A 22,594-nucleotide genomic window follows, 5' to 3' on the forward strand; every position below is an offset into this window, starting at 1 on the left:
ACGCGATGTCGGAATGCCTTGTATTTTCTCTACGCAAAAAGACGCTTCGAGAAAACACCCGGCCCTATCGCTATCACGGACTAAAAATCTTCACTTCGCTTAAGCTCCGTTTCCAGGATTTTCAGCGAAAGACGCTTAATGTTTGCTTACTAATATCCAGTACTTCTGCTACCTTTCTGATATCACTATCAACCAGAATATAATCGGCTGTTTCAACTGCTATACCCACTGCATTACCAACAACTAGACTAACATTCGCTGCTGCCAGGACTGGAGCATCATTAATACCATCGCCTATCATGGCAACCACTCTACCTTTGGTTTGCAAATCGCGAATAAATTTTATTTTTCTTGCCGGACTCGCATTTGCCGTCACTGAATCAATGCCAGCAAGATCAGCGATAGGTAGTGCCGATGCTTTGGTATCACTCGTTGCCATCAAAGTTTCAATCCCTTGACTATGCAAGTAGTCCATCAATTCTCTGGCTCCTTTGCGTATATGATCACGCAAAGAAAATAGTGCAGCCAATTTATTGTCTATAACCAGATATATCAACGTATCGCCTAACTTAGCCCATTGTTTAGCCGTATCTTGTATCACTGCCACATCAATATCCTGTTGCTCCAGCCAGCTTTCATTACCCAGCAAAACTTCAAGCGTATCGACTTCAGCCCGCACTCCCTGATCTGGGATTGAATGAAATTTAGCGGTCGGCAAAATGACTAGTTCCAGACTTCGTGCATATTCAACAATCGCTTTACCTAATAAATGTTCCGAGTTATGTTCAACGGAAGCCGCAAGTTGCACAATATAATCATCATCCAGGCCTGATATATTCAGAAAACTGGCTACTTTGGCATGCCCATCCGTCAATGTTCCTGTTTTATCAAAAATAATCGTATCTATTGTTGCCATTTGCTCCAGCGCGTTACCATTGCGGATATAGACCTTGCGCTTGGCAGCCTGACCTGAACTAACACTAGTCGCAGCCGGTGTTGCCAGTCCCAATGCGCAAGGGCAAGAAATTAACAACACAGAAATTGCATTGGCAAATGCATGAGCGACTTGTTCTCCTCTAACGACCCAGCCACCAAATGTCAGTGCAGATAAAAACATAATTGCCGGTGTCAGACGGGCGGAAAAAATATCCACTGTTTTTTGTATCTGTAACTTCGAACTCTGTGTTTGATCGATCATATGCACTAAACCGGCAAGTACCGTATCTTTACCTATAGCCGTTGCCTGCATGTGCAAGACACCACTACCATTGATACCACCATCGAACAGTTTATGTCCTTTTTCTTTAATGCAGGGAGTATTAGATCCCGTCACCATCGACTCATTCACGCTGGAAAGTCCACTTAATACAATACCATCAACTGGAATCCGCTCTCCCGGCCGAATTAACAGAACATCCCCAATCTGTATTTTATCGATGCTGACTAAGCTCTCATTGTCACCCTGAAGCAAGCTTGCATTCTGAGCTTGCATATTTACCAGATCCTCAACCTCATGAACCATTTTGCTTTTGGCCAATTCTTCCAGGTAACGCCCTAATTGTACAAATCCAATAATCGCTGTTGCAGCATCAAAATAGGCATGTCTACGCACATCAAATATAGAGAGAAGGCTCCCGATATATGCTGAGCCTGCACCGATAGCTATCAGGGTGTCCATATTCATGGTTCCCTGTTGCGCCTGCCGCCAGGATTTTTTAAAGATTTCCCCGCCCCCCCCCCAAAAAATACCACGGGAAAACTAAATACTGCCTGAGCTAGCCTGATACGCCAGCTAGTTTTGAAAAACAAGCCAGCAAACATAACCGGAATATCCAGCAAACTTATCATAATCAAGCGTTTTTTCGTGCTTAGGAATGTGCACGAAATAACTTCCTGAAGCAGCCAAGCTTGAATAATGAAATATCTCCCCTAAATTAAGGTTATCTTAATTTATTACTCAGTGGTTGTCTTATGTCATTTCCTTATAAAAAAAATATCGAAAAGTCGATGAAGAAATTTTATGACTCACTTTGTGAAAAAAATAAGCGACGGTATGCCGCCATTGAAAGTGAAAAATTATCTCATGGTGGCGTTAACTATATTTCAGCTTTATTAGAGTGTGACCCAAAAACTATCCGCCAAGGAAAAAAAGAACTCACCGAATTAGAACTGGATATAACAGGAATCAGACAACCTGGAGGCGGTCGAAAAAAAAGACCTCTACCCCTGAATACAGTGGAATAGATCAAGACTTTTTAGATATTCTTCAACAGCATACAGCAGGCAATCCAATGAATTCATCTATTAGGTGGACTTATCTAAAGCCGCGTGAAATCGTCAGTGAATTATTAAAAAAGGGTTATTCTGTCAGTCGTAATATCGTTCGATATTTATTAAAAAAACATGAATATGTTAAGCGCAAAGCCCAGAAAAACATTACGATGGGTGGTCATCCTGACCGCAATGCTCAATTTGAAAATATTACCCAATTGAAGCAGGACTACCTGGATGCGGGAAACCCTGTTATTAGTATGGATACCAAAAAGAAAGAGTTATTGGGTACTTTTTATCGTAATGGATCGCTCTATACACAAGCAGCCATTCAAACGAATGATCATGATTTCCCTAGCTCTGCAACAGGCAGTGTTATTCCTCATGGGTTTTATGACCTCAAACGAAACACAGGATATATCACGCTTGGAACGAGTCATGATACCAGTGAATTTGCCTGTGATAGCTTATTTCAATGGTGGGTAAACGAGGGTATTATTCATTATCCTAAAGCAAAATCATTGTTGATCCTTTGCGATGGTGGAGGGAGTAACAGCTCACGGCACTACATTTTTAAAGAAGATTTACAAAAGACTGCGAATGCACTTGGATTGGAAATTAGGATTGCCCACTATCCTCCTTATACCTCCAAGTATAATCCCATTGAACATCGTTTTTTTCCTCATGTGACTCGTGCTTGTGAAGGTGTTGTATTTGACTCGGTTGAAACAGTTAAAACATTGATTTCTAGAACATCAACGTCAAAAGGACTAACAACAATTGTTCACATACTCGACAAAATATACGAGACAGGACGAAAATATGCCGCTGACTTCAAAGAAATAATGCCGATTGTATTTGATACACATTTACCAAAATGGAATTACCGTGCAATTCCTCAAGAATAATTAATATCGGGAAGTTGTTTCGTGCTTATTCCTTAGTAAATGCTTGTGCCCAGATTCCAGTAATAATTTACGTTCTGCCAGGGTATCTATTGAATAAGCCTGATAACCATTATCTTCAACAATTTTAAAAACTTCTTCCTTACTCAGGTAGCCGCTGACATTTCCCGTCTCGGAAATATAATTAATACTGACATGCAGATTATCGGCATGTCTGGATAAGACCATTTCTAGAAACAAGGCACAGGAAGCACAACTCATTCCACCGATTCCAAAAACAATATCCTGTTTAGGCCCTTCTCTGTGCTGTTGTTGTTCAGAAATTTTGCTTAGACTAGCGTGTGGTTTCTGAGCAAAGTTGACTAATACTGCCTCTAAAAGTTTTAACAGGTTTTGTTTGGGAAATTGTTCCGGGTCGAAATGAATGGTAATGGAATTAATTTGCCAGACACAGCGCACCTCTTCGATTGCAGCTCTTTTCAATAGCAGAATCTGCAAAATAGTGGCACGTTCCTTATTGCGAAATAAACTCGGAACAATAATTCTGATACGTCGCTGTAACTGATGCGCAATAATAAACTGACTGAATTCTTGAGTCTGGATCATATTAATAATTCTTTGTTCGCATTTGGTAAAATAAGTGTAACGCTATTCTTCAAAAGATGCATAGGTTTGCATTCCTCCAGAAAGGTTACGTACGCGAAAACCATGCTGCTGTAAAATACGTGTTGCATTATAAGCTCTTTGCCCAACACCACAGACCAACCAAATTTCACGTTCCTGAGACAATTCATGTAAATGATCACGTAAAGAATCCAGCGGAAGGTTGATAGCTTGCGGAATATGTTTACGCTCAAATTCTGCCACGGTACGCACGTCGACAATCTGTGCCTGAGCATAAGGATCATCCATAATAAATGCCAACACCTGGTCAACATCATCATGTCCCTCAGTGACTTGAGTATGTGCATCAACCAGATCTTCCCATTTGGCGAGAGGGTGATTACCACGCAAATGATTTGCCGCAATCATACCGGCCAGATTAACCGAGTCCTTGGTCGCTCCGAATTGTGGCGCATAACAAAGCTCTGCCTCTTCCAGATCATAAACAGTACCTCCCATCTGTATAAAAGAGACAAGCACATCAATTCTTCTTGCTACGCCTGATTCACCTAAAGCTTGTGCACCAAGTACCTTACCATCGCGCGCATCATAAAGTAATTTGATATGAATCGGCTTTGCCCCCGGATAATAGCCCACATGATTACTGGGGTGTAAGTACACTTTTTCATACTCAATATCGCTACAATGTTGTAACATTTTTTCATTAACTCCGGTTGTAGCAACCGTTAATCCAAAAAGTCCGCAGACCGTTGTTCCCTGTACACCTCGGTATGGCACTGCAGGAATAGTGGTTAATTTTTTTCTAACAATATCTGTCGCTGCCAGGCGGCCCTGTTTATTAGCAGCTGAAGTTTCCCAATTATTGAGTAGCTGAAATACACAATGAGCATCATAAAGTAATTTGATATGAATCGGCTTTGCCCCCGGATAATAGCCCACATGATTACTGGGGTGTAAGTACACTTTTTCATACTCAATATCGCTACAATGTTGTAACATTTTTTCATTAACTCCGGTTGTAGCAACCGTTAATCCAAAAAGTCCGCAGACCGTTGTTCCCTGTACACCTCGGTATGGCACTGCAGGAATAGTGGTTAATTTTTTTCTAACAATATCTGTCGCTGCCAGGCGGCCCTGTTTATTAGCAGGACCCGCCAATGGAAATAGCTGCCATTCATTAGTGATCACATTCTTCACCTCAACCACATCACCCACAGCCCAGATATTTGGGTCACTAGTTTGCAAATATTCATTCACCCGTATACCACCAAGCTCGCCAATTTCTAAGCCAGCTTGTATGGCCAGTTCTGCACGTGGCTTTACCCCTACTGAAATCATCACCGCATCCACCGTTACTTGCTCACCTGAATCCAGTGAAACCAGTAAGGAATGATCTGACGTTTGGGTGATAGCTGTTGCTTTACAACTTAACTTTAATTCTAGTCCATGCTTTTTCAAATGATTAGCAACAAAAGTCGCCATCTCTTTATCCAGAGTAGGCATAACCTGGTCTGAAGACTGTAATACAGTCACCTGTATATCTCTTTTATACAGATTTTCAGCTAATTCCAGTCCCAAATAGCCTGCACCCATCACCAGTGCACGATGGATATTATCTAACTGAGCTTTAATCTTTCGGCTATCAGGAATGGTTCTTAAGACATGTACACCCGGTAAATCAAGTCCATCAATATTCGGCCAAACCGATTGTGAACCCGTCGATAAAACCAGTGCATCATAATTCTCGACACGTTCTACTTTGCTAGCCAGATCTAGTACGGTAATTTTTTGATTTTCTTTATCTATAGATAAAACCTGGGTATCTGTACAGACACGAATATTAAAGCGGTTTTCAAATAAGGCAGGCGTAGCAACCAGTAATTTTTCCTCATCTACAATGACATCACCAATAAAGTAAGGCAAACCACAGTTCGCAAAAGAAACATAAGATCCCATTTCAAAAATAATAATCTCGCAGTGCTCATACAAGCGCCGAATTCGAACGGCGCAAGTCGCACCTCCAGCTACACCACCTATAATTAAAAATCGCTGCCGAGACATATTTATAAGCTCCTTAAAAATTATCCTGCGTTCTAATATAATAGCTTATAGCTAAAAAATAACTAGTCACAATTATTACATGCACTTGCAGCCTATCTACTGGCTACATATTCATCTCTATGCAAAAAAATAGAGGGATTTTGAGCGATAAATACCTTAATTATCACAATGTTAAATACCCCTCTATCCAATTCTACTCAATGAGATCAATGTTTACGACTAGTCCATGAAAATGCTAAAATAAGCTTTTTTCACCACGCCATTACATAGCATGCCTGTGGATACAAAATCCCCCCTATTACCTTCCGAAACGTCACCAGTGCGTTTACGTGAAATCCCTTATAACTACACTTCTTTTTCCGACCGTGAAATCGTTACCCGCTTACTCGGTGAGGAAAACTGGCAAGTTCTAAATTCGCTACGTGAAGAACGAGTCACGGGGCGCTCTTCGCAGATGCTTTTTGAAGTACTCGGTGATATCTGGGCAGTACAGCGTAACCCATACCTTGAGGACGACCTACTCAACAACCGCAAACGGCGTAAATCTCTACTTGATGCATTGCGTCATAGATTGTCACAAATGGAAAAACGCCGCGTTGAATATGAAGCAGAGGGGCCCGATCGATCTAAACGAGTAGCACAGCTTATTGAAGCGACTCATCAAGCAGTTAATACCTTTGAAGCGCACTTCAAAGACACTGAAAAGTTACGCAAAAAATCTCTGACTTTATTATCTAAACATACCCGCAAAGATAATATCCGCTTCGATGGTTACGCCCGCGTCGCCCACGTTACTGATGCCACTGACTGGCGTGTTGAATATCCCTTTGTCGTACTATACCCACGCAACGAAGATGAAGTGGGACACATGGTTAGAGATTGTATTAAACTAGGTTTAACAATCATTCCTCGTGGCGGTGGTACCGGTTACACCGGTGGTGCCGTACCACTAACGCCCTATTCTGCCGTCATTAATACCGAAAAACTATTAGCCATAGGTAAGGTAGAATTAGACAGCCAGTTAGCAGGTATCGAACAAACTTATGCTACCGTATACACTGGCTCTGGCGTGGTCACCCGTCGCGTCATGGATGTTGCCGACAATGCCGGGCTAGTATTTGCCTGCGACCCAACCTCTGCCGATGCATCTTGTATCGGAGGTAATGTGGCCATGAATGCCGGTGGCAAAAAAGCTGTCTTGTGGGGAACCGCACTGGATAATCTGGTTTCCTGGCGTATGGTGACACCTGATGGCAACTGGCTGGAAGTCGAACGTCAGCAACATAATCTAGGCAAGATACATGAGCAGGATCAGGTTATCTTTGCTCTTAAGCATTTCGATGCCAGCGGAAAAAATTTACTCTCCGAAGAACAGTTAACTATCCCCGGTACACAATTCCGCAAAGGTGAACTAGGTAAAGATGTTACCGATAAATTTCTAGGTGGATTACCAGGCATACAGAAAGAAGGCTGTGACGGCATTATTACCTCAGCCCGCTGGATTTTACACAAGATGCCAGCACATACACGCACTATCTGCCTAGAGTTTTACGGGCAAGTTCGTGAAGCAGTGCCTGCTATTGTAGAGATTCGTGATTATATAGCAGCCCTACCGAAAAACGGTAAGCAACGAGTATTATTAGCGGGCCTTGAACATCTTGATGATCGATATGTTAAAGCGGTTGGCTATGCCAGCAAAGCTAAACACCAGGGTCACCCCAAAATGGTTTTAATCGGCGATATTGTCGGTGATGATGAAAAACAGGTTGCCTTAGCCGTTTCTGAAGTCGTGCGCATCTGTAATGCCCGTGGAGCTGAAGGTTTTATCGCGGTTAGCCCAGAAGCACGTAAAACTTTCTGGCTAGACCGGGCACGTACAGCTGCGATTGCCAAACACACGAATGCATTTAAGATTAATGAAGATGTGGTCATTCCTTTACCGCGCATGGGTGATTATTGTGATGGTATTGAACGTATCAATATTGAATTATCTTTAGCTAATAAATTACGCTTATGTGCTGCACTCAGTGATTTTCTACTGGGTGAGTTACCCCTGCGTACTTATGAAGATAGCATCAATAAAGAAGAGTTAATTGGCAGCCGACGTGAATTAGCACTGGCAGAAATCGAAAGCGTGCGCCAACGCTGGCAATGGATTTATGACAACCTTGATTTAGACCTGGCTCAAACGGAAAAACTATTTCCTGACTACAATATCAGCGTTAGTGAATTCACCAATCGTACTGATATTCCAACACTGTTTCATCGATTACAGGATCACTCACTACGGGTCTCCTGGAAACAGGAAATATTGCCAAATTTAGAGGAAATTTTTGAAGGTGATAATTTCCGGCTGATTATCGAACGCATCGAGATGACCCATAAAGATGTCTTGAGTGGCCGGGTATTTGTCGCGCTACATATGCACGCTGGCGATGGTAATGTACATACCAATTTACCGGTTAATTCTGAAAACTACACCATGCTACAGGAAGCAAATACTGCAGTAGCACGCATTATGGAACTAGCACGTTCATTAGACGGCGTTATTTCTGGTGAGCATGGTATCGGAATTACCAAATACGAATTTCTTAGCGAGCAAGAACTTGCTGCTTTTCATGACTATAAGCAACGCATTGATCCAGATGGCCACTTCAATCGTGGAAAATTAATGCCTGGAGCTGATTTACGGGCTGCCTATACCACCTCGTTTAGCTTAATGGGCTATGAATCTTTGATCATGCAACAAAGCGAGATCGGAAGTATTTCTGATTCGATCAAAGATTGTTTACGTTGTGGTAAATGTAAACCGGTCTGCTCTACCCATGTGCCGCGTGCTAATTTATTGTATTCGCCACGTGATAAAATTCTGGCTACCTCTTTATTGATTGAAGCATTTCTATACGAAGAACAGACCCGTCGCGGTATTTCAATCAATCATTGGAAAGAATTTGAGGACGTTGCAGATCATTGTACCGTGTGCCACAAGTGTTATAACCCCTGCCCTGTCGATATTGATTTTGGCGATGTATCGATGAATATGCGTAACCTGTTAAACAAAATGGGCAAGCAGAGCTTTAACCCGATAAAATCTGCTGCGATAGCATTTTTATCTACTGATCACCCAACTAGCGTCAAGATGATGCGCAAAGTACTGATCGAATGGTCTTATAAAGGCCAGCGCATAGGTAACTTTTTTCTTCGCCCATGGGGGAAAAAACAGCTTAACCAGCCACCACCATCAACAGGTAAGCCTAAGATGCAAGAATATGTGGTGCATTTTACTAACCGTAAAATGCCAGGTAAATTACCTAATAAAACCGCAAGAGCATTGCTAGGGATAGAAAGTAACGATATTGTTCCTATTATTCGTGACCCTTTGAAAACACGCACCGATAGCGAGGCAGTTTTTTATTTTCCGGGTTGTGGTTCTGAGCGTTTATTCTCTCAAGTTGGCCTGGCAACTCAGGCGATGCTGTATCAAGTAGGCGTACAAACTGTATTGCCACCTGGCTATTTATGCTGTGGCTTTCCACAACGTGCTGCAGGGCAGTTTGAAAAGGCACAGGAAATTACTACCGATAATCGTATTCTGTTTCATCGCGTTGCCAATACCTTAAATTATCTGGATATTAAAACCGTCGTAGTAAGCTGCGGAACCTGTATGGATCAGCTAGAAGACTATGAGTTTGATAAGATTTTTCCGGGGTGTCGCATGATCGATATTCATGAGTACCTATTGGAAAAAGGTGTCAAACTGGAAGGTCTTAGCGGCACCCAGTATATGTACCATGACCCCTGTCATACGCCACTTAAACAACAGGACCCGATGAAAACAGTTAACTCCTTAATGGGAACAGATGTACATAAATCTGATCGTTGTTGTGGTGAGTCTGGCACTTTAGCTGTGGGGCGACCCGATGTTTCTACGCAGGTACGTTACCGTAAAGCCGAAGAGCTCGAAAATGATAAGGCCACGCTGCGAGCCAATGGCAATGATGGCCCGATTAAAATGCTGACTTCATGTCCATCGTGTATGCAAGGCTTACAACGTTTTGATGATGGTAATGAGCAACTGGATGCCGACTATATTGTGGTAGAAATTGCTAAAAACATTATCGGCGAAGACTGGATGCAGGATTATATCAAACAGGCATCAAAGGGTGGTATTGAACGCGTTTTAGTTTAGTTAATATTTCGGGTGGGCTGAACTGGGTGAATCAACAAAAATTTCCTATAAAGCCAGGCCACCCAAGATATTTACACCTGCTTTACTAAGGTGATTATCGAAAAAGAATAGTCCAGATTACGCAGAATTTTTGTTCATCTTCAAAGCCTGCCCCCGTACTTGATACGGGGGCGCGATTACAGGCGCATTTTGTGCTATGTAACTGTAATCGCAACGCCGAAGAAAGGCAAAAAGACAAGTAAGCTGGACTATTCTTTGACAGAAACCACCTAAGTAAATCATGAAAAATTTTAGACTAAGGGAGATGGAAAATATAATCATCCAAAATTTTCATTGAAACTAGCCTAACAATATTAACAGATATAATGGAGCACAGTCCTTTAGGCTGCTTATGTACTCGCAATGCAGGCTAAAGACCAGCTCCCCAGATAGTTGCCTGAGTTATATTTGTGTACACACAGGGAGACGGAAATAAATAACCGTCCAATTTTTAAACGTTAATAAGCTAGATTCAATAATCTTTGTGGATAATTTCGACTACCCACTTAACAGGAAATATTGCGGTAGGGTGCCCATCGCGTACCTTTCAGAGCTGCTATAGTTTCTCTGAAATTTTCAAACAATATTCGGAAGTGGGATCTTTAGTCCCGTCCAAGCATGCGGGACTAAAGATCCCGCTTCCGAGCATTTCTGACTGCCCAGAATGTATGGAAATTATTTATCTGAAAGCCTATAGGTATGCGATGCATACCCTACACAAAGCTTGTTCCGCGTTGAATTAGTCGTCTAATTTTGGATGATTTAATTTTTCCATTTCCCTCAGCTTTAAAAATTGGACAAGTATTTATTTCCACCTCTCTAAAGTCCATTTTATAGTACCCATCTATATGAAACTGAGTGACTCTAGTCCAGCCATGTATTTACTTGGTACAAGTGACCCTTGCGTGGCAGTACCCACATCTGATACATGGATACAAACCAGGTGATGGCCGAGCAAATGCTATACCCAACACCAGAGATAATTGTTAACCAGGCAAATTCCGGGGTAATTTTAGTTAGCCACCAGGAAAACACATCAATGATCAGGAACCAGAAAGGCAGACAGATAATAGAGATTTTAACCCATGTCCTAACCCCCACTGACAGACTGAAAATCAAACCATTAAATAAGAAAATAAATGAAATGGCGAAAATATGAATATGCGAAGAACGCGTTAAAGTTGTAGCCGATGCGCCGCCACTAGGCTGAGAAACACTCAAAACCTCTTCATACTGGGTGAAATCCGGCAGCCCAAGAATAACACTATGACATGACACACAGTTTTTCATGAATACTGTTTTGATTTGATCATCCCATTGTTCTTTTGGTGCTCCTGCTCGTACCCACTTGATGATTTGTAGTTTATCAACTGAAGACGCTTTATCACTCATCGAGCCGTTTAGCTTGGTTTCAATCAAACTATGTTCAGGGTTCCCATGATAGCTATAAACTATATCATCAACGGATAAACCAAATTTCTCATCGGCCATCCCATGCGTCACCAAAATTTGTGCACTAGCCAATAATGCTCCCAAGCCAATAGCACATAGATAACTACTGATCATGCATCTGGTCGTCAGGTTAAGACTAGGTAAATTTAGCTTACCAGTAGAAAGTGAATTATTCATATTAGTGGTATTTATTTAAATTTCTCTCTGGACTTAATTGTTGATATTACTTGCTGTAAAAAATAGCCCTGATGGAGCAGAGTTTAAGATTTACGCCAGCTTTTCTATATAATCGATAATAAATTGAATACTCCGTTGACCCTTATATTCATTGATATCTAATTTATAAGCGATATTTACCTGGCGTATGCCCAACCAGTACTCAGGACGCTCGACAAAAAAAGCGATTGCATCTATTAACAATTCATCGTTTTGCTTGCGTAGCACCAATTTCAAATGCTGCTGGCCTACAATTCGTGACTGCACAACATCAAACACTCCATGAAATAAAGGCTCTGGAAACTCTTGCCCCCATGGACCAGCATTTTTCAGCAACTCACAAAAGCCAATAGTCATTTCTGCGTCAGTGAGCTCACCATCAGTATAAACTTTTTGATCTAAATCAACATCAACCAGGCGCTGCTCTACTGCTTTATCAAAAGCCAGCATAAATACCGGATAATCATGTAACTGTATGCTTAACCCAGCAGCCATTGCATGACCACCGAATTTTTGTAACACTTTAGGGTGTGCAACGGCAATATCACTCAGAACATCTCTGATATGTACTCCAGGGATAGATCGGGCCGAACCTTTGACCTCACCATCCCCTGCATTTGCAAAAGCAATCACAGGACGATTTAAGCGATCTTTAATTCGTGAGGCTAATATACCTATCACACCTTGATGCCAGTCCTCATTGTATATACAGACTCCTGCTGTTAAATGCTGCTCATCCAGTACATTCATATCTTTTAATAGACTCATAGCCTCCTGCTTCATTTGCCCTTCAACTTCGCGCCGGTCACTGTTTAACTCATCCATTTGTTGCGCTAATTTCTTTGCAAGTATTTCTTCATTTGATAACAGGCATTGTATCCCCACACTCATATCATCCATACGCCCTGCCGCATTAAGCCGCGGCCCAATAGCAAAACCTAAATCAGAAGAGCCTAAGCTGTGTAGGTTTCGCCCGGCTATTTCAACCAGTGCTTTTATCCCCTTATGCCCTTTACCGGACCTGATGCGCAATAAGCCTTGATGCACCAAAATACGATTAACCTGATCCAGAGCCACCACATCAGCAATGGTACCTAATGCAACTAGATCCAGTAACTGTGCCAGGTTGGGTTCGGCTATATCTCGCGTTATAAACCAGCCCTGCTCGCGCATACGACTACGCAGTGCCATTAACACATAAAACATGACACCAACTCCGGCTAGAGCACGGCTAGGAAATTCATCATTAGGTAGGTTAGGGTTCACAATAGCATCGGCATCAGGTAATTGGTCACCAGGTAAGTGATGATCGGTAACCAGTACCTGTATTCCTGCTTGCTTTGCTGCTTGCACACCTGACAGGCTAGAAATGCCATTATCCACAGTCACCAGAACATCAGCCTGTTTTTCTTTTACTAATTCAACTATCTCAGGTGTTAATCCATAACCATATTCAAAGCGATTGGGAACAATAAAATCGACATTATCGGCCCCTAGCAACTTTAAGCCTTTCATTGCAACAGTACAGCTAGTTGCACCATCCGCATCAAAATCAGCAACAATCACTATTTTCTTTTGCTGCTCAATGGCATTGATTAAGTAAATAACCATTTCTTCCATGCCAGTTAATAACCAGGGGGAAGGCAACTGTGCCAGGCCGCGTTGTAGATCCACATCGGACTTAATACCACGAGCCAAATAAATGCGTTTTAATACTGCATTTGGCTCAGGCACTCCGGCATCTCTTCCCAGTAATGGACGTTCAACAATTTTTTTTGTTATTCCAAAATAGTGCATATTTTTGTCTTATTATTTTTCTTAAGCTTAGCCGCAACTATAAAATTAGGTATAGTAATTAATTAGCACTATTTGTTGATTGAATTTCCAAAACTATTAGTTAGACAGGTAATTTCTGGTAAAAAAACTAAGGTTCAGATACAGAAAATATGTCATTCACAAAGTATTTATTGGGCATGTATTTTTTATGTGCTGTGGGAGCAATAGTCTATGCTTGAACCAGTAAATCCATGAGTAACCTATGCCATAACTATTATCCTTATGACAAACTGGGCGCTACTACAGCGTACTTTCTTTCATACATAATTCTAAAAAAGCTTTCGTGGCACGTGACTGAAGAGCTGACTTCGGTGCGATAATATTCAATTGCCAGGTAAGGCCCTGGTTAGTCCCAATTCTTCTTGAAATCAGCCCTGCCGCTTCATTTTTCAAAGCTAATGAAGAGGAAAAACCTATGCCTAGCCCTGCTCTTACAGATTCTTTAACAGCTGATACGCCCGTTACCTCGATATTGACTGGAGCTATAATGCCCGCCTCAAGCAATGCTGTTTCAACAACCTGCCGTCCGCCTGAACTTTGCTCTCGCCAAATAACCTGATGCTGGGCAAAAACTTCTAAAGGTACATAATCAGTATATTTTCTGGCAAGTAGGTGATTTTCAGGTATGACTAGTACTATTTCATCTTGCTGCCAGGGAATAACCTGATAGTTGCTTGATAAATCTACGTCTTGTAATGATCCTTCTATAAAACCTAAATCCAGGTTATATAAATTATCTAAGGTTCCTGCAGTATCCAGCGTTTTCATAAAAACCTGAACACCTTCATAGTTTGTTTGTAATTCGACTACAAACTTAGGTAGATAAAAACTGGCAATGGTCATAGTCGCGCCAATACGTAAAATACCCGTACTTATTTTTTGCAAATTACGCACATATTCAATGGACTGGTTATAGCACCTATTCATTTTGTCTGCATATTTCAACAAACCCTCACCAGCGGCTGTTAGCTCAATCTGATGCCCTTTCCGCTCATATAAAGGCTCACCAACAAAGGTCTGCAAAAGCTTTAGCTGCCCCGATACCGCTGGTTGGCCTATATGCAAGTGCTGAGCAGTCAAAGTAATACTTTTTAGTCGGGCAACAACGGAAAAAGTCAATAAATGTTGAGGGTTCACTATAGTTCCTGAGTTTATTAAGCAGTCAAATTATCCCTTTGCTGATAATATCACTAAATATGATACACATCTAAACCTGAAGTTTCCTAGAAATTCATCAAGCGACCATGCGTAACAAAACGGTTACCACCGAATTTACAGGGGAGCTGCTGTATTTGGGGCAAACCCTTTCAAAATCCGGGTCCAAAGCAGCTTCGGCAATGATACGCCGGATATCTGAAAAGGCAAAACTGGTCCGCCCCTTTACTTTGTGCCGACGTTCCGGATTGGTTTTTAAACGATCAGCATAAATCCACGTTAACGTTGTTGCCATCATACAGAAGTTCAGGTGGTTGGTCACTGCCTGCGCATTACGGCACTGGCTTTTCTGGCTACCTATGTCCTGCTTGAGTTCTTTGAACCCGGATTCGATTTTCCACCTTGCCCCGTAATACTCGATAATCTGTGTGATGGATAAATTTAAATCGGTAGTAAACAAAGCAATCCACTGCGTGCGACGAAACACCCAGACAACCTGAACGGGCCGTTTCAATGTTTTCAGCATGACAACACGACTATAAGCACTAACTTCACGCTGCTTTCCATAGAGATTCACGTTGTAAAACCGAGCCTCTTGTTGTACTGTTTTTGCCATGTCTGTAGCCGAGCCTAGACGCTGACCATACTTTTTATTCCGGCCCCGCTGCTTTGGTTTTCTTTTTTCTGGAAGGTCATACAACACATTATTGCACCTTAACCGAGAGAGAATATTAAACCGGTTCCCGATAGCTTTGTAAGCAGGCTTCCATAGGCCATTATTGCCAAACCAGCTATCAGTAACTGCCAATATGGGGACGGTGGAAAAATGTTCTGCAATTTCAATCAGCATTTGAGCCGCCTGAGCCATCTTGGTCTGGAAAGGAACTACTTCCCCTCTTATCGTGGCTGTCTCTTTTTTTCCCTGAATTGTTTTTAAGGGCAGATAAAACCGGAAATCTAAAAATAAGCACGCCCAGCGACCTTTGACCTGTTTCAACAACCCCACCGATACAATATTTTGTGCCCATGGATATTTGCTTTGGTTCGACTTGGCCGCGTGGTCAAAAATTGCTTCACAACCGAAGATTTTCTTGCCTACTTTAGTGATAATGGAGTCATCCAAACCAACCAATATGCGGCCATCAGTTTCAGGGGACGGGATTAGCCCCCAGATAGTTTGCCATAGCCCAGCCCACGGTAGCGTTGGAGAAGCCATGAAAGTGTAAAATCGCTTATTCTTGATCTCAAACCCAAACAGCGTATCAAGGCAACGCCAAAGGTTAGATGTCATCGACGACGTAAAGGGAACGATAATGGACAGGATCGTGTAAACAAACAGAGAGGCTCGTTCGCGGCCTAAAGTGGTTTCGGAAAAATGATATTGAAGCGGGAGTAAAATATCGCGTAAAATGAACATGAATGAGGCCGTTTTGTTTGTATAATCAATGAGTTAACATCTTTTATTATACAGTAAAAACAGGTCTCATTCATCATTAACCTGTTGTTTTTTAAGTAAATTCAAGGGTTTTAGCAAACGGAATGCCAGTGTTATTAGGGAATGCTAATATTTATTAAAAACAAGCACTAACTAATATGCTTATGCTTTAAAAACTAGGAAACTTCAGTTCTAAATAAAAGATTACTTGAATAGAAGAACACAGTTTTGGTAAAGTGGATTAAATTTGCCAAATTAATGGAACATCACAAACCCTTTGGCATACGTTTATTAGTAGCTATCTTCAAAATACTGAAAAAAGTTAGGAGAAATACGAGTGGCAGTTATTACGATAAATCCAGATCAAATTACCAAGAAAAAACGTAAAGGACCGAAAGGTCATGCGGTTGATCTTACCGCACTGGATGACGTTCAATCACTTCTTGCTGATGAATCTCGTCAGCGTGATTTGTTGATAGAACATTTACATAAAATTCAGGATCAATATCAGCATATTTCCTCTAAACATCTCGTGGCCCTTGCACACGAAATGAAACTCTCCCCCGCTGAAGTCTTTGAAGTCGCTTCTTTTTATCATCATTTCGATGTCGTCAAAGAAGGTCAGACTCCCCCTCCCCCGTTAACTGTTCGAGTCTGTGAATTTCTCTCTTGCTCTATGGCTGGCTCTAATGACTTAATAGATGCGTTAGAAAGTGGCTTAAATACCGACCAGGTTCGTGTCCAAAAAGTTCCTTGTGTTGGCCGTTGTCAACATGCACCTATTGCAGTTGTCGGACAAAACCCGATTGACCATGCAACACCCGAAGTGGTTACAACTGCTGTTAATAATAACGAAATCAAAGCTGACGTAACGGATTACATCAGCATGCAACAATATCGCAGTGATAATGGCTACCAAACACTTAAGGGTGTTTTAGAAAATACCATTAGCACAGAAAGTGTGATCAAAAAAATGGAAGACTCGGGCCTTCGTGGACTGGGTGGCGCTGGTTTCCCTGCCGGTAGAAAGTGGCGTATTGTTAAGAGTTTTAACGGCCCTCGCTTAATGGCAGTTAATATTGATGAGGGTGAACCCGGAACCTTTAAAGATCGTCATTATCTGGAATCTGATCCCCATCGTTTTTTAGAAGGTATGCTCATTGCCGCCTTATGTGTTGGCTGTGATGAAATCTATATTTATCTACGTGATGAATATGCGGGATGTCGTGAAATCCTAACGCAAGAAATCGCTAACCTACAAAACAATCCACCCTCTGATAAATACCGTTTACCACCGATTCATTTACGCCGTGGTGCAGGTGCCTATATTTGTGGTGAAGAATCAGCAATGGTTGAGTCCATTGAAGGTAAACGAGGCATGCCTCGCTTAAGACCTCCTTTTCTTGCTGAAGTGGGATTATTTGGCCGCCCTACTCTGGAACATAATATGGAATCAGTGTACTGGGTCCGTGATATTGTAGAAAAAGGTCCTGAATGGTTTACTTCACACGGACGACATGAACGCAAAGGTTTACGTTCTTTCTCTATTTCAGGCCGTGTTAATAAACCCGGCGTACACTTAGCTCCTGCTGGTACGACCATGCGTGAACTCATTGAAGAATTCTGTGGGGGCATGCAAGAGGGACATGAATTCTATGGTTATTTTCCTGGAGGAGCATCAGGGGGAATATTGCCAGAATCTATGGCAGATATTCCTATGGATTTTGATACCTTAAATGAGCATGGCTGTTTTATCGGCTCTGCGGCTATCGTGGTTTTTTCTAATCAGGACAGTGCCAAGAAACTTGCCATCAATGCAATGAAATTCTTTGAAGAAGAATCCTGTGGTCAATGCACTCCTTGTCGTGTGGGTACTGCAAAAGCAGCTGTGCTAATGGAACAGGAAAACTGGGATACTGATTTACTAGAAGAGTTATCCTCGGTGATGGTTGATGCGTCAATTTGTGGATTGGGACAGGCTGCACCTAACCCATTACGTTGTGCTATCAAATACTTTCCACAAGAAATCTAGGCAGATACGCTGATGATTAATTACAACACAGATTTTTATGGTTGGACACAAGAGCAAGCCGCTTTACTTAAAGCTGGCAGGCTCTCTGATCTTGATATTGATAATTTACTTGAGGAAGTCGAAACAATGGGGCGGTCTGAAAAGCGCGAACTTGATAGTCGACTGACTGTTTTACTTATCCATTTACTTAAGTGGCAATATCAACCTGTTCGCCGTGGCCGTAGCGGGCAATTAACCATTGAAGGACAGCGTATCAATTTTTCTGAAACCCTAGAAGAAAATCCTAGTCTCGAACCACAACTTGATACTATCCTGAAAAAAGCTTATGCAAAATCAATTATCAAAGCTTCACAAGAAACCGCTTTAGATAAACAAACCTTCCCCAGCGTTTGTCCCTGGACATACTCTCAGATTTTGGATGATAATTTTTACCCAGATGCAGGTGAATAAATACTATGGCTGCTAACCCAGACACTTTAAACAATCCCATGATCAACTTCACCCTTGATGGCGAAGAGGTCTCTGCTTTTGCCGATGAAACAATTCTGCAAACGGCAAAACGTCACAATAAAGAAATACCACACCTTTGTTATAAAGAAAGCTTACGCGCTGATGGTAACTGTCGTGCCTGCGTAGTCGAAGTCGAAGGTGAAAGAACCTTAGCGCCTTCTTGCTGCCGTATGCCAACTGATGGTATGAATGTGCAAACAAGTAGTGAACGTGCCGTTAAATCGCAAAAAATGGTACTTGAACTACTTAAATCAGATATGCCTAAGCAAGGCGAGTCGCCTTATACACTGGAATCAGAATTAGACCTGTGGGTTAAAAAGTTGCAAGTTGGTGAGCCACGCTTTGAATCACGCGCTCAACCTGCCGCTGATTTATCACATCCTGCAATCGCAGTTAATATGGATGCCTGCATTCAGTGTACGCGATGCCTACGTGCTTGCCGTGAAGAGCAAATGAATGATGTGATCGGTTTCGCTAACCGTGGCGCACATGCTGAAATTGTTTTTGACATTGCTGACCCAATGGCAGCCAGTAGTTGTGTGGCTTGTGGAGAGTGCGTACAAGCCTGCCCTACTGGCGCACTGATGCCAGCTAATAACGTAGGCCTTGAAATCGCTGATAAAACAGTGAACTCTACCTGCCCTTATTGTGGTGTGGGTTGCTTAATTAAATATCATGTAAAAGACGATAAAATTCTTTATACCGAAGGTCGCGATGGCGATACCAACAAATTTCGCCTTTGTGTGAAAGGACGTTACGGCTTTAACTATATTCACAATCCGCTACGTTTAACCAAGCCTTTAATTAGACGTGATGGCGTTGCTAAAACGACTGAATTATTAGATCCTAACGATTTAGACACCGTATTCCGTGAAGCAAGCTGGGATGAGGCATTAGATATTGCTGCAGGTGGTTTGAAAAAGATTCGTGATGAAAAAGGTAAAAAAGCGTTAGCGGGTTTAGGCTCAGCTAAAGGCAGTAATGAAGAAGCTTATTTATTCCAGAAACTCATTAGAACAGGCTTTGGTTCTAACAATGTGGACCACTGTACGCGCCTGTGTCATGCATCATCAGTTGTCGCCTTATTAGAATGCTTAGGTTCTGGTGCAGTATCTAATCCTGTTGAAGATGTAAAGCTCGCTGAAGTGGTTATTATTATTGGTTCTAACCCAACGGTTAACCACCCTGTTGGCGCAACCTTTATGAAAAATGCGACGACAACGGGAACCAAGATTATCTTAATAGACCCAAACCGTACCGCAATTGCAAAATATGCCACACATCACTTAGCTTTCCGCCCTGATACCGATGTGGCACTGCTTAACGGCATTATGCACGTTATTCTAGATGAAGGTTTGCAAAATGATGACTACATCAAAAAGCATACTGAAGATTTCGAGTTTATGCAGCAACACTTGAAAGATTATAGCCCAGAAAAAGTAGCACCCATTTGTGGTATAGATGCTGATACATTACGTGAAGTCGCAAGGCTCTATGCAACATCAAAAGGTTCGATGATTTTATGGGGTATGGGCGTTTCACAGCATATTCATGGTACTGATAATTCACGTTGTTTAATTGCCTTAGCCTTAATGACAGGCCAAATTGGTAGACCGGGTACAGGTTTGCATCCATTACGCGGCCAAAACAACGTACAGGGTGCATCTGATGTCGGTTTGATTCCTATGGTCTACCCTGATTATGCACCTGTGGAAGACCCTGCTAATCAGGCTAAATTTGAAAAACTATGGGATATTAAGCTAGATCCCAAGCGCGGCTTAACTACTGTGGAAATGATTCATGCCATTTTAGATAACGAAGTATATGGTATGTTTGTAGAGGGTGAAAACCCTGCCATGTCCGACCCTAACCAGAACCATGTGCGTGAAGCATTTGCACACCTGGAACACTTAGTTGTACAAGATATTTTCTTAACTGAAACAGCTGGCTTTGCCGATGTAATCTTGCCAGCATCTGCTTTCTACGAGAAAGATGGTACTTTTTCAAATACCGATAGACGTGTGCAAATGGGGCGTTTGGCAGTTAACCCGCCTGGTGAGGCTAAACAAGACTTATGGATACTACAGGAAATTGCTAACCGCCTAGGTTGTGACTGGGACTACAAAGGACCAGAAGATGTATTTAACGAAATGCGTCTCGCCATGCCAAGTATTGCTGGTATGACCTGGGACAGAATTGAAGCTGAAGATTCGCTTACCTACCCTCTAGAAAATATCGGCGATCCTGGCGAACCTGTGATTTTTACTGATGGTTTCCCAACAGAATCCGGGAAAGGACGATTTGTTCCTGCTTCCTACATTCACGCTGATGAAATGCCTGATGAAGAGTATCCACTTATCTTTATTACCGGGCGACAACTTGAACATTGGCATACTGGTAGCATGACGCGTCATTCACCTACTCTAGATGCTATTGAGCCAGATCCAGTGGTCATGGTGAATCCTGTAGACCTGGATAAACTGGGCGTACAACCTGGCGATATTATTACGATTGAATCCAGACGTGGCAAAATTTCTGCTTATGCGCGTGCTGATATTGGCATTCAACAAGGCACTCTATTTATGGCTTTCTGCTATAACGAAGCAAGTGCTAACTTAATTACCAATGAAGCACTCGACCCATCCGCTAAAATACCGGAATTTAAATTCTGTGCGGTTAAAGCTAATGCAGGTGGAGAAATAGCTGTACGTATAAATTAACTGTGTTTAGTCGCGTCTAAATGGCGCGACTAAAATTGTTATGCTTCACGCAATTTCTGATGCGCTGATATTACGAGCTACTTCCTTTTGAATAACTAACTAAAAAGACTCTTTAAAAGGCCTGAGATCTAATTCATGGGTCCAGGCGCTGCGGTCTTAACTATGCAGTGCCCAGTAGGTTTCAGCAGTAGCCTCTAGATTCAACATACCTTCCTGGCCTTTGGCCTGGATAATAGTCAGGGAACTGTTGCTTTGCACGCTCGCCATTAATAACACCATCAATAATAGTATGCACTACATGAATACCTTCAGGGCCAAATTCCCTTGCTAGCCCTTGAGCCAGCGACCTTAATGCAGCTTTAGCTGATGCAAAAGCAGTAAAAGGTGGTTTTGCACGTAAAGAGGCCGTGGCACCAGTGTAGATCAATGTACCTTGCTTATTTTTCTTCATGCACTCAATAGCAGCCTTGGCAAACAAAAAAGCTCCCAGACAGTTCTGCTGCCATAATGTTGTAAAGGTTTCTGTTGTGGTCTCCAGAATCGGTAGGGAAATATTGCTGTCTACATTGTAGACAGCAAGCTCTAACGCAGAACCATCAAAGTATATGACATCAAACAAGTGGTCAATATCGTATTCCTGCGTAGCGTCTGCCACCACACTGGTTATATTGCCTCCATTTCTGCTAATACTATCAACCACTTTTTGCAGCTTTTCTTCACTACGCCCAGCTATATATACATGCAATCCTTTAGTGGCAAAGTGTTGAGCAAGTACTGCATCTAAGCCACGTTCAGGCCCTACTCCCAGAATAATGGCTGAGCGTAGCTGATTCATTCTTATACTTTTCCTGCTTCTGTTGCCTCAGGTACTTCAATCAAGCTTCCTGTTTTGACATCATAAATATAACCATAGACTGGAATATCAGCAGGCACTAAAGAGTGCGATTTAATTCTGATCACATCTTCAGTAACACTAAGCGCCTGGTCTTTAATAGCTGAAGTTTCCCAATAATTATTTATGGTAAAATTGAAACTATGCTACAACTATATGAAAAAAATAGTCTTTTCATTCGTTTCAAATGCTATTGCCTAAGGGGAATTAAGTAGGGGTTTGCTATAAACATGGCAAAACCACCTAAAATAAACCTC

General features: G+C 42.0%; 14 protein-coding genes and 1 pseudogene. 6 read left to right on the plus strand and 9 right to left on the minus strand.

Annotation, left to right across the window (positions count from 1 at the left end; translation table 11 throughout):
* Positions 1-121 precede the first annotated feature (121 nt).
* Entirely contained in the window at positions 122-1,747 is a 1,626-nt protein-coding gene (locus CDZ78_RS07355) for a heavy metal translocating P-type ATPase (RefSeq protein ID WP_087869427.1), read from the minus strand.
* Positions 1,748-1,971: 224 nt separating this feature from the next.
* Between CDZ78_RS07355 and CDZ78_RS22945 the strand changes: the two genes are divergently transcribed.
* Together CDZ78_RS22945 and CDZ78_RS07360 are read left to right on the plus strand one after the other, a co-directional pair.
* On the plus strand, positions 1,972-2,244 hold the full coding sequence (locus CDZ78_RS22945; protein ID WP_087868120.1) for a hypothetical protein: 273 nt from the start codon (positions 1,972-1,974) through the stop codon (positions 2,242-2,244).
* A complete protein-coding gene (locus CDZ78_RS07360; protein ID WP_230990509.1) occupies positions 2,241-3,179 on the plus strand; it encodes an ISAzo13 family transposase in 939 nt (312 codons plus the stop codon). Before CDZ78_RS22945 ends, CDZ78_RS07360 begins: the two co-directional genes overlap by 4 nt.
* On the opposite strand, the gene CDZ78_RS07365 is transcribed toward CDZ78_RS07360, so the two are convergent.
* Positions 3,180-3,782 carry a cation transporter gene (locus CDZ78_RS07365; protein ID WP_087869428.1) on the minus strand — a complete coding sequence of 201 codons (603 nt, stop codon included), beginning with the start codon at positions 3,780-3,782 and terminating at the stop codon, positions 3,180-3,182.
* A 42-nt stretch (positions 3,783-3,824) separates the two neighbouring features.
* Positions 3,825-5,861: an FAD-dependent oxidoreductase gene (locus CDZ78_RS22950; RefSeq protein ID WP_244559182.1), complete on the minus strand. Its 2,037-nt coding sequence runs from the start codon at positions 5,859-5,861 to the stop codon at positions 3,825-3,827.
* Between the two features lie 271 nt (positions 5,862-6,132).
* Between CDZ78_RS22950 and CDZ78_RS07375 the strand changes: the two genes are divergently transcribed.
* The gene (locus CDZ78_RS07375; protein WP_087869429.1) at positions 6,133-10,050 is read left to right on the plus strand and encodes a DUF3683 domain-containing protein; all 3,918 of its coding nucleotides are present in this window, start codon (positions 6,133-6,135) and stop codon (positions 10,048-10,050) included.
* Positions 10,051-10,953: 903 nt separating this feature from the next.
* Here CDZ78_RS07375 and CDZ78_RS07380 read toward each other — a convergent pair.
* The 4 genes from CDZ78_RS07380 to CDZ78_RS07395 all read right to left on the minus strand — a co-directional run bounded on the left by CDZ78_RS07380 (position 10,954) and on the right by CDZ78_RS07395 (position 16,165).
* Positions 10,954-11,718: an Aq_1264-related membrane protein gene (locus tag CDZ78_RS07380; protein ID WP_087869430.1), complete on the minus strand. Its 765-nt coding sequence runs from the start codon at positions 11,716-11,718 to the stop codon at positions 10,954-10,956.
* Positions 11,719-11,808: 90 nt separating this feature from the next.
* Positions 11,809-13,554, minus strand: coding sequence for a single-stranded-DNA-specific exonuclease RecJ (gene recJ, locus CDZ78_RS07385; protein WP_087869431.1), 1,746 nt, complete (start codon positions 13,552-13,554; stop codon positions 11,809-11,811).
* A gap of 279 nt (positions 13,555-13,833) precedes the next feature.
* Complete coding sequence (locus CDZ78_RS07390) at positions 13,834-14,730, minus strand: LysR family transcriptional regulator (protein ID WP_087869432.1); 897 nt, start codon at positions 14,728-14,730, stop codon at positions 13,834-13,836.
* 97 nt (positions 14,731-14,827) lie between these two features.
* Positions 14,828-16,165, minus strand: a complete 1,338-nt coding sequence (locus CDZ78_RS07395; RefSeq protein WP_087869433.1) for an IS701 family transposase — start codon at positions 16,163-16,165, stop codon at positions 14,828-14,830.
* A gap of 355 nt (positions 16,166-16,520) precedes the next feature.
* Between CDZ78_RS07395 and CDZ78_RS07400 the strand changes: the two genes are divergently transcribed.
* From CDZ78_RS07400 to fdhF, 3 genes are read left to right on the plus strand one after another with little or no spacing between them, the layout of a single operon-like run.
* Positions 16,521-18,215, plus strand: coding sequence for an NAD(P)H-dependent oxidoreductase subunit E (locus CDZ78_RS07400; protein WP_087869434.1), 1,695 nt, complete (start codon positions 16,521-16,523; stop codon positions 18,213-18,215).
* Between the two features lie 12 nt (positions 18,216-18,227).
* Positions 18,228-18,665 (plus strand): DUF29 domain-containing protein, encoded by a 438-nt coding sequence (locus CDZ78_RS07405; protein ID WP_307190464.1) that lies wholly within the window; start codon positions 18,228-18,230, stop codon positions 18,663-18,665.
* Between the two features lie 5 nt (positions 18,666-18,670).
* Positions 18,671-21,445 (plus strand): formate dehydrogenase subunit alpha, encoded by a 2,775-nt coding sequence (gene fdhF / locus CDZ78_RS07410; RefSeq protein ID WP_087869436.1) that lies wholly within the window; start codon positions 18,671-18,673, stop codon positions 21,443-21,445.
* A gap of 181 nt (positions 21,446-21,626) precedes the next feature.
* Here the strand turns inward: fdhF and CDZ78_RS07415 are convergent, their stop codons facing one another.
* Together CDZ78_RS07415 and CDZ78_RS07420 are read right to left on the minus strand one after the other, a co-directional pair.
* Positions 21,627-22,280 carry an SDR family NAD(P)-dependent oxidoreductase gene (locus tag CDZ78_RS07415; RefSeq protein ID WP_307190465.1) on the minus strand — a complete coding sequence of 218 codons (654 nt, stop codon included), beginning with the start codon at positions 22,278-22,280 and terminating at the stop codon, positions 21,627-21,629.
* A gap of 2 nt (positions 22,281-22,282) precedes the next feature.
* A pseudogene (locus CDZ78_RS07420) lies at positions 22,283-22,438 on the minus strand (carbonic anhydrase); the annotation flags it as partial.
* Between the last annotated feature and the right edge of the window lie 156 nt (positions 22,439-22,594).

Origin of the sequence: Bathymodiolus platifrons methanotrophic gill symbiont, from assembly GCF_002189065.1 — a bacterium.
Taxonomy (GTDB): Bacteria; Pseudomonadota; Gammaproteobacteria; order Methylococcales; family Methylomonadaceae; genus Methyloprofundus.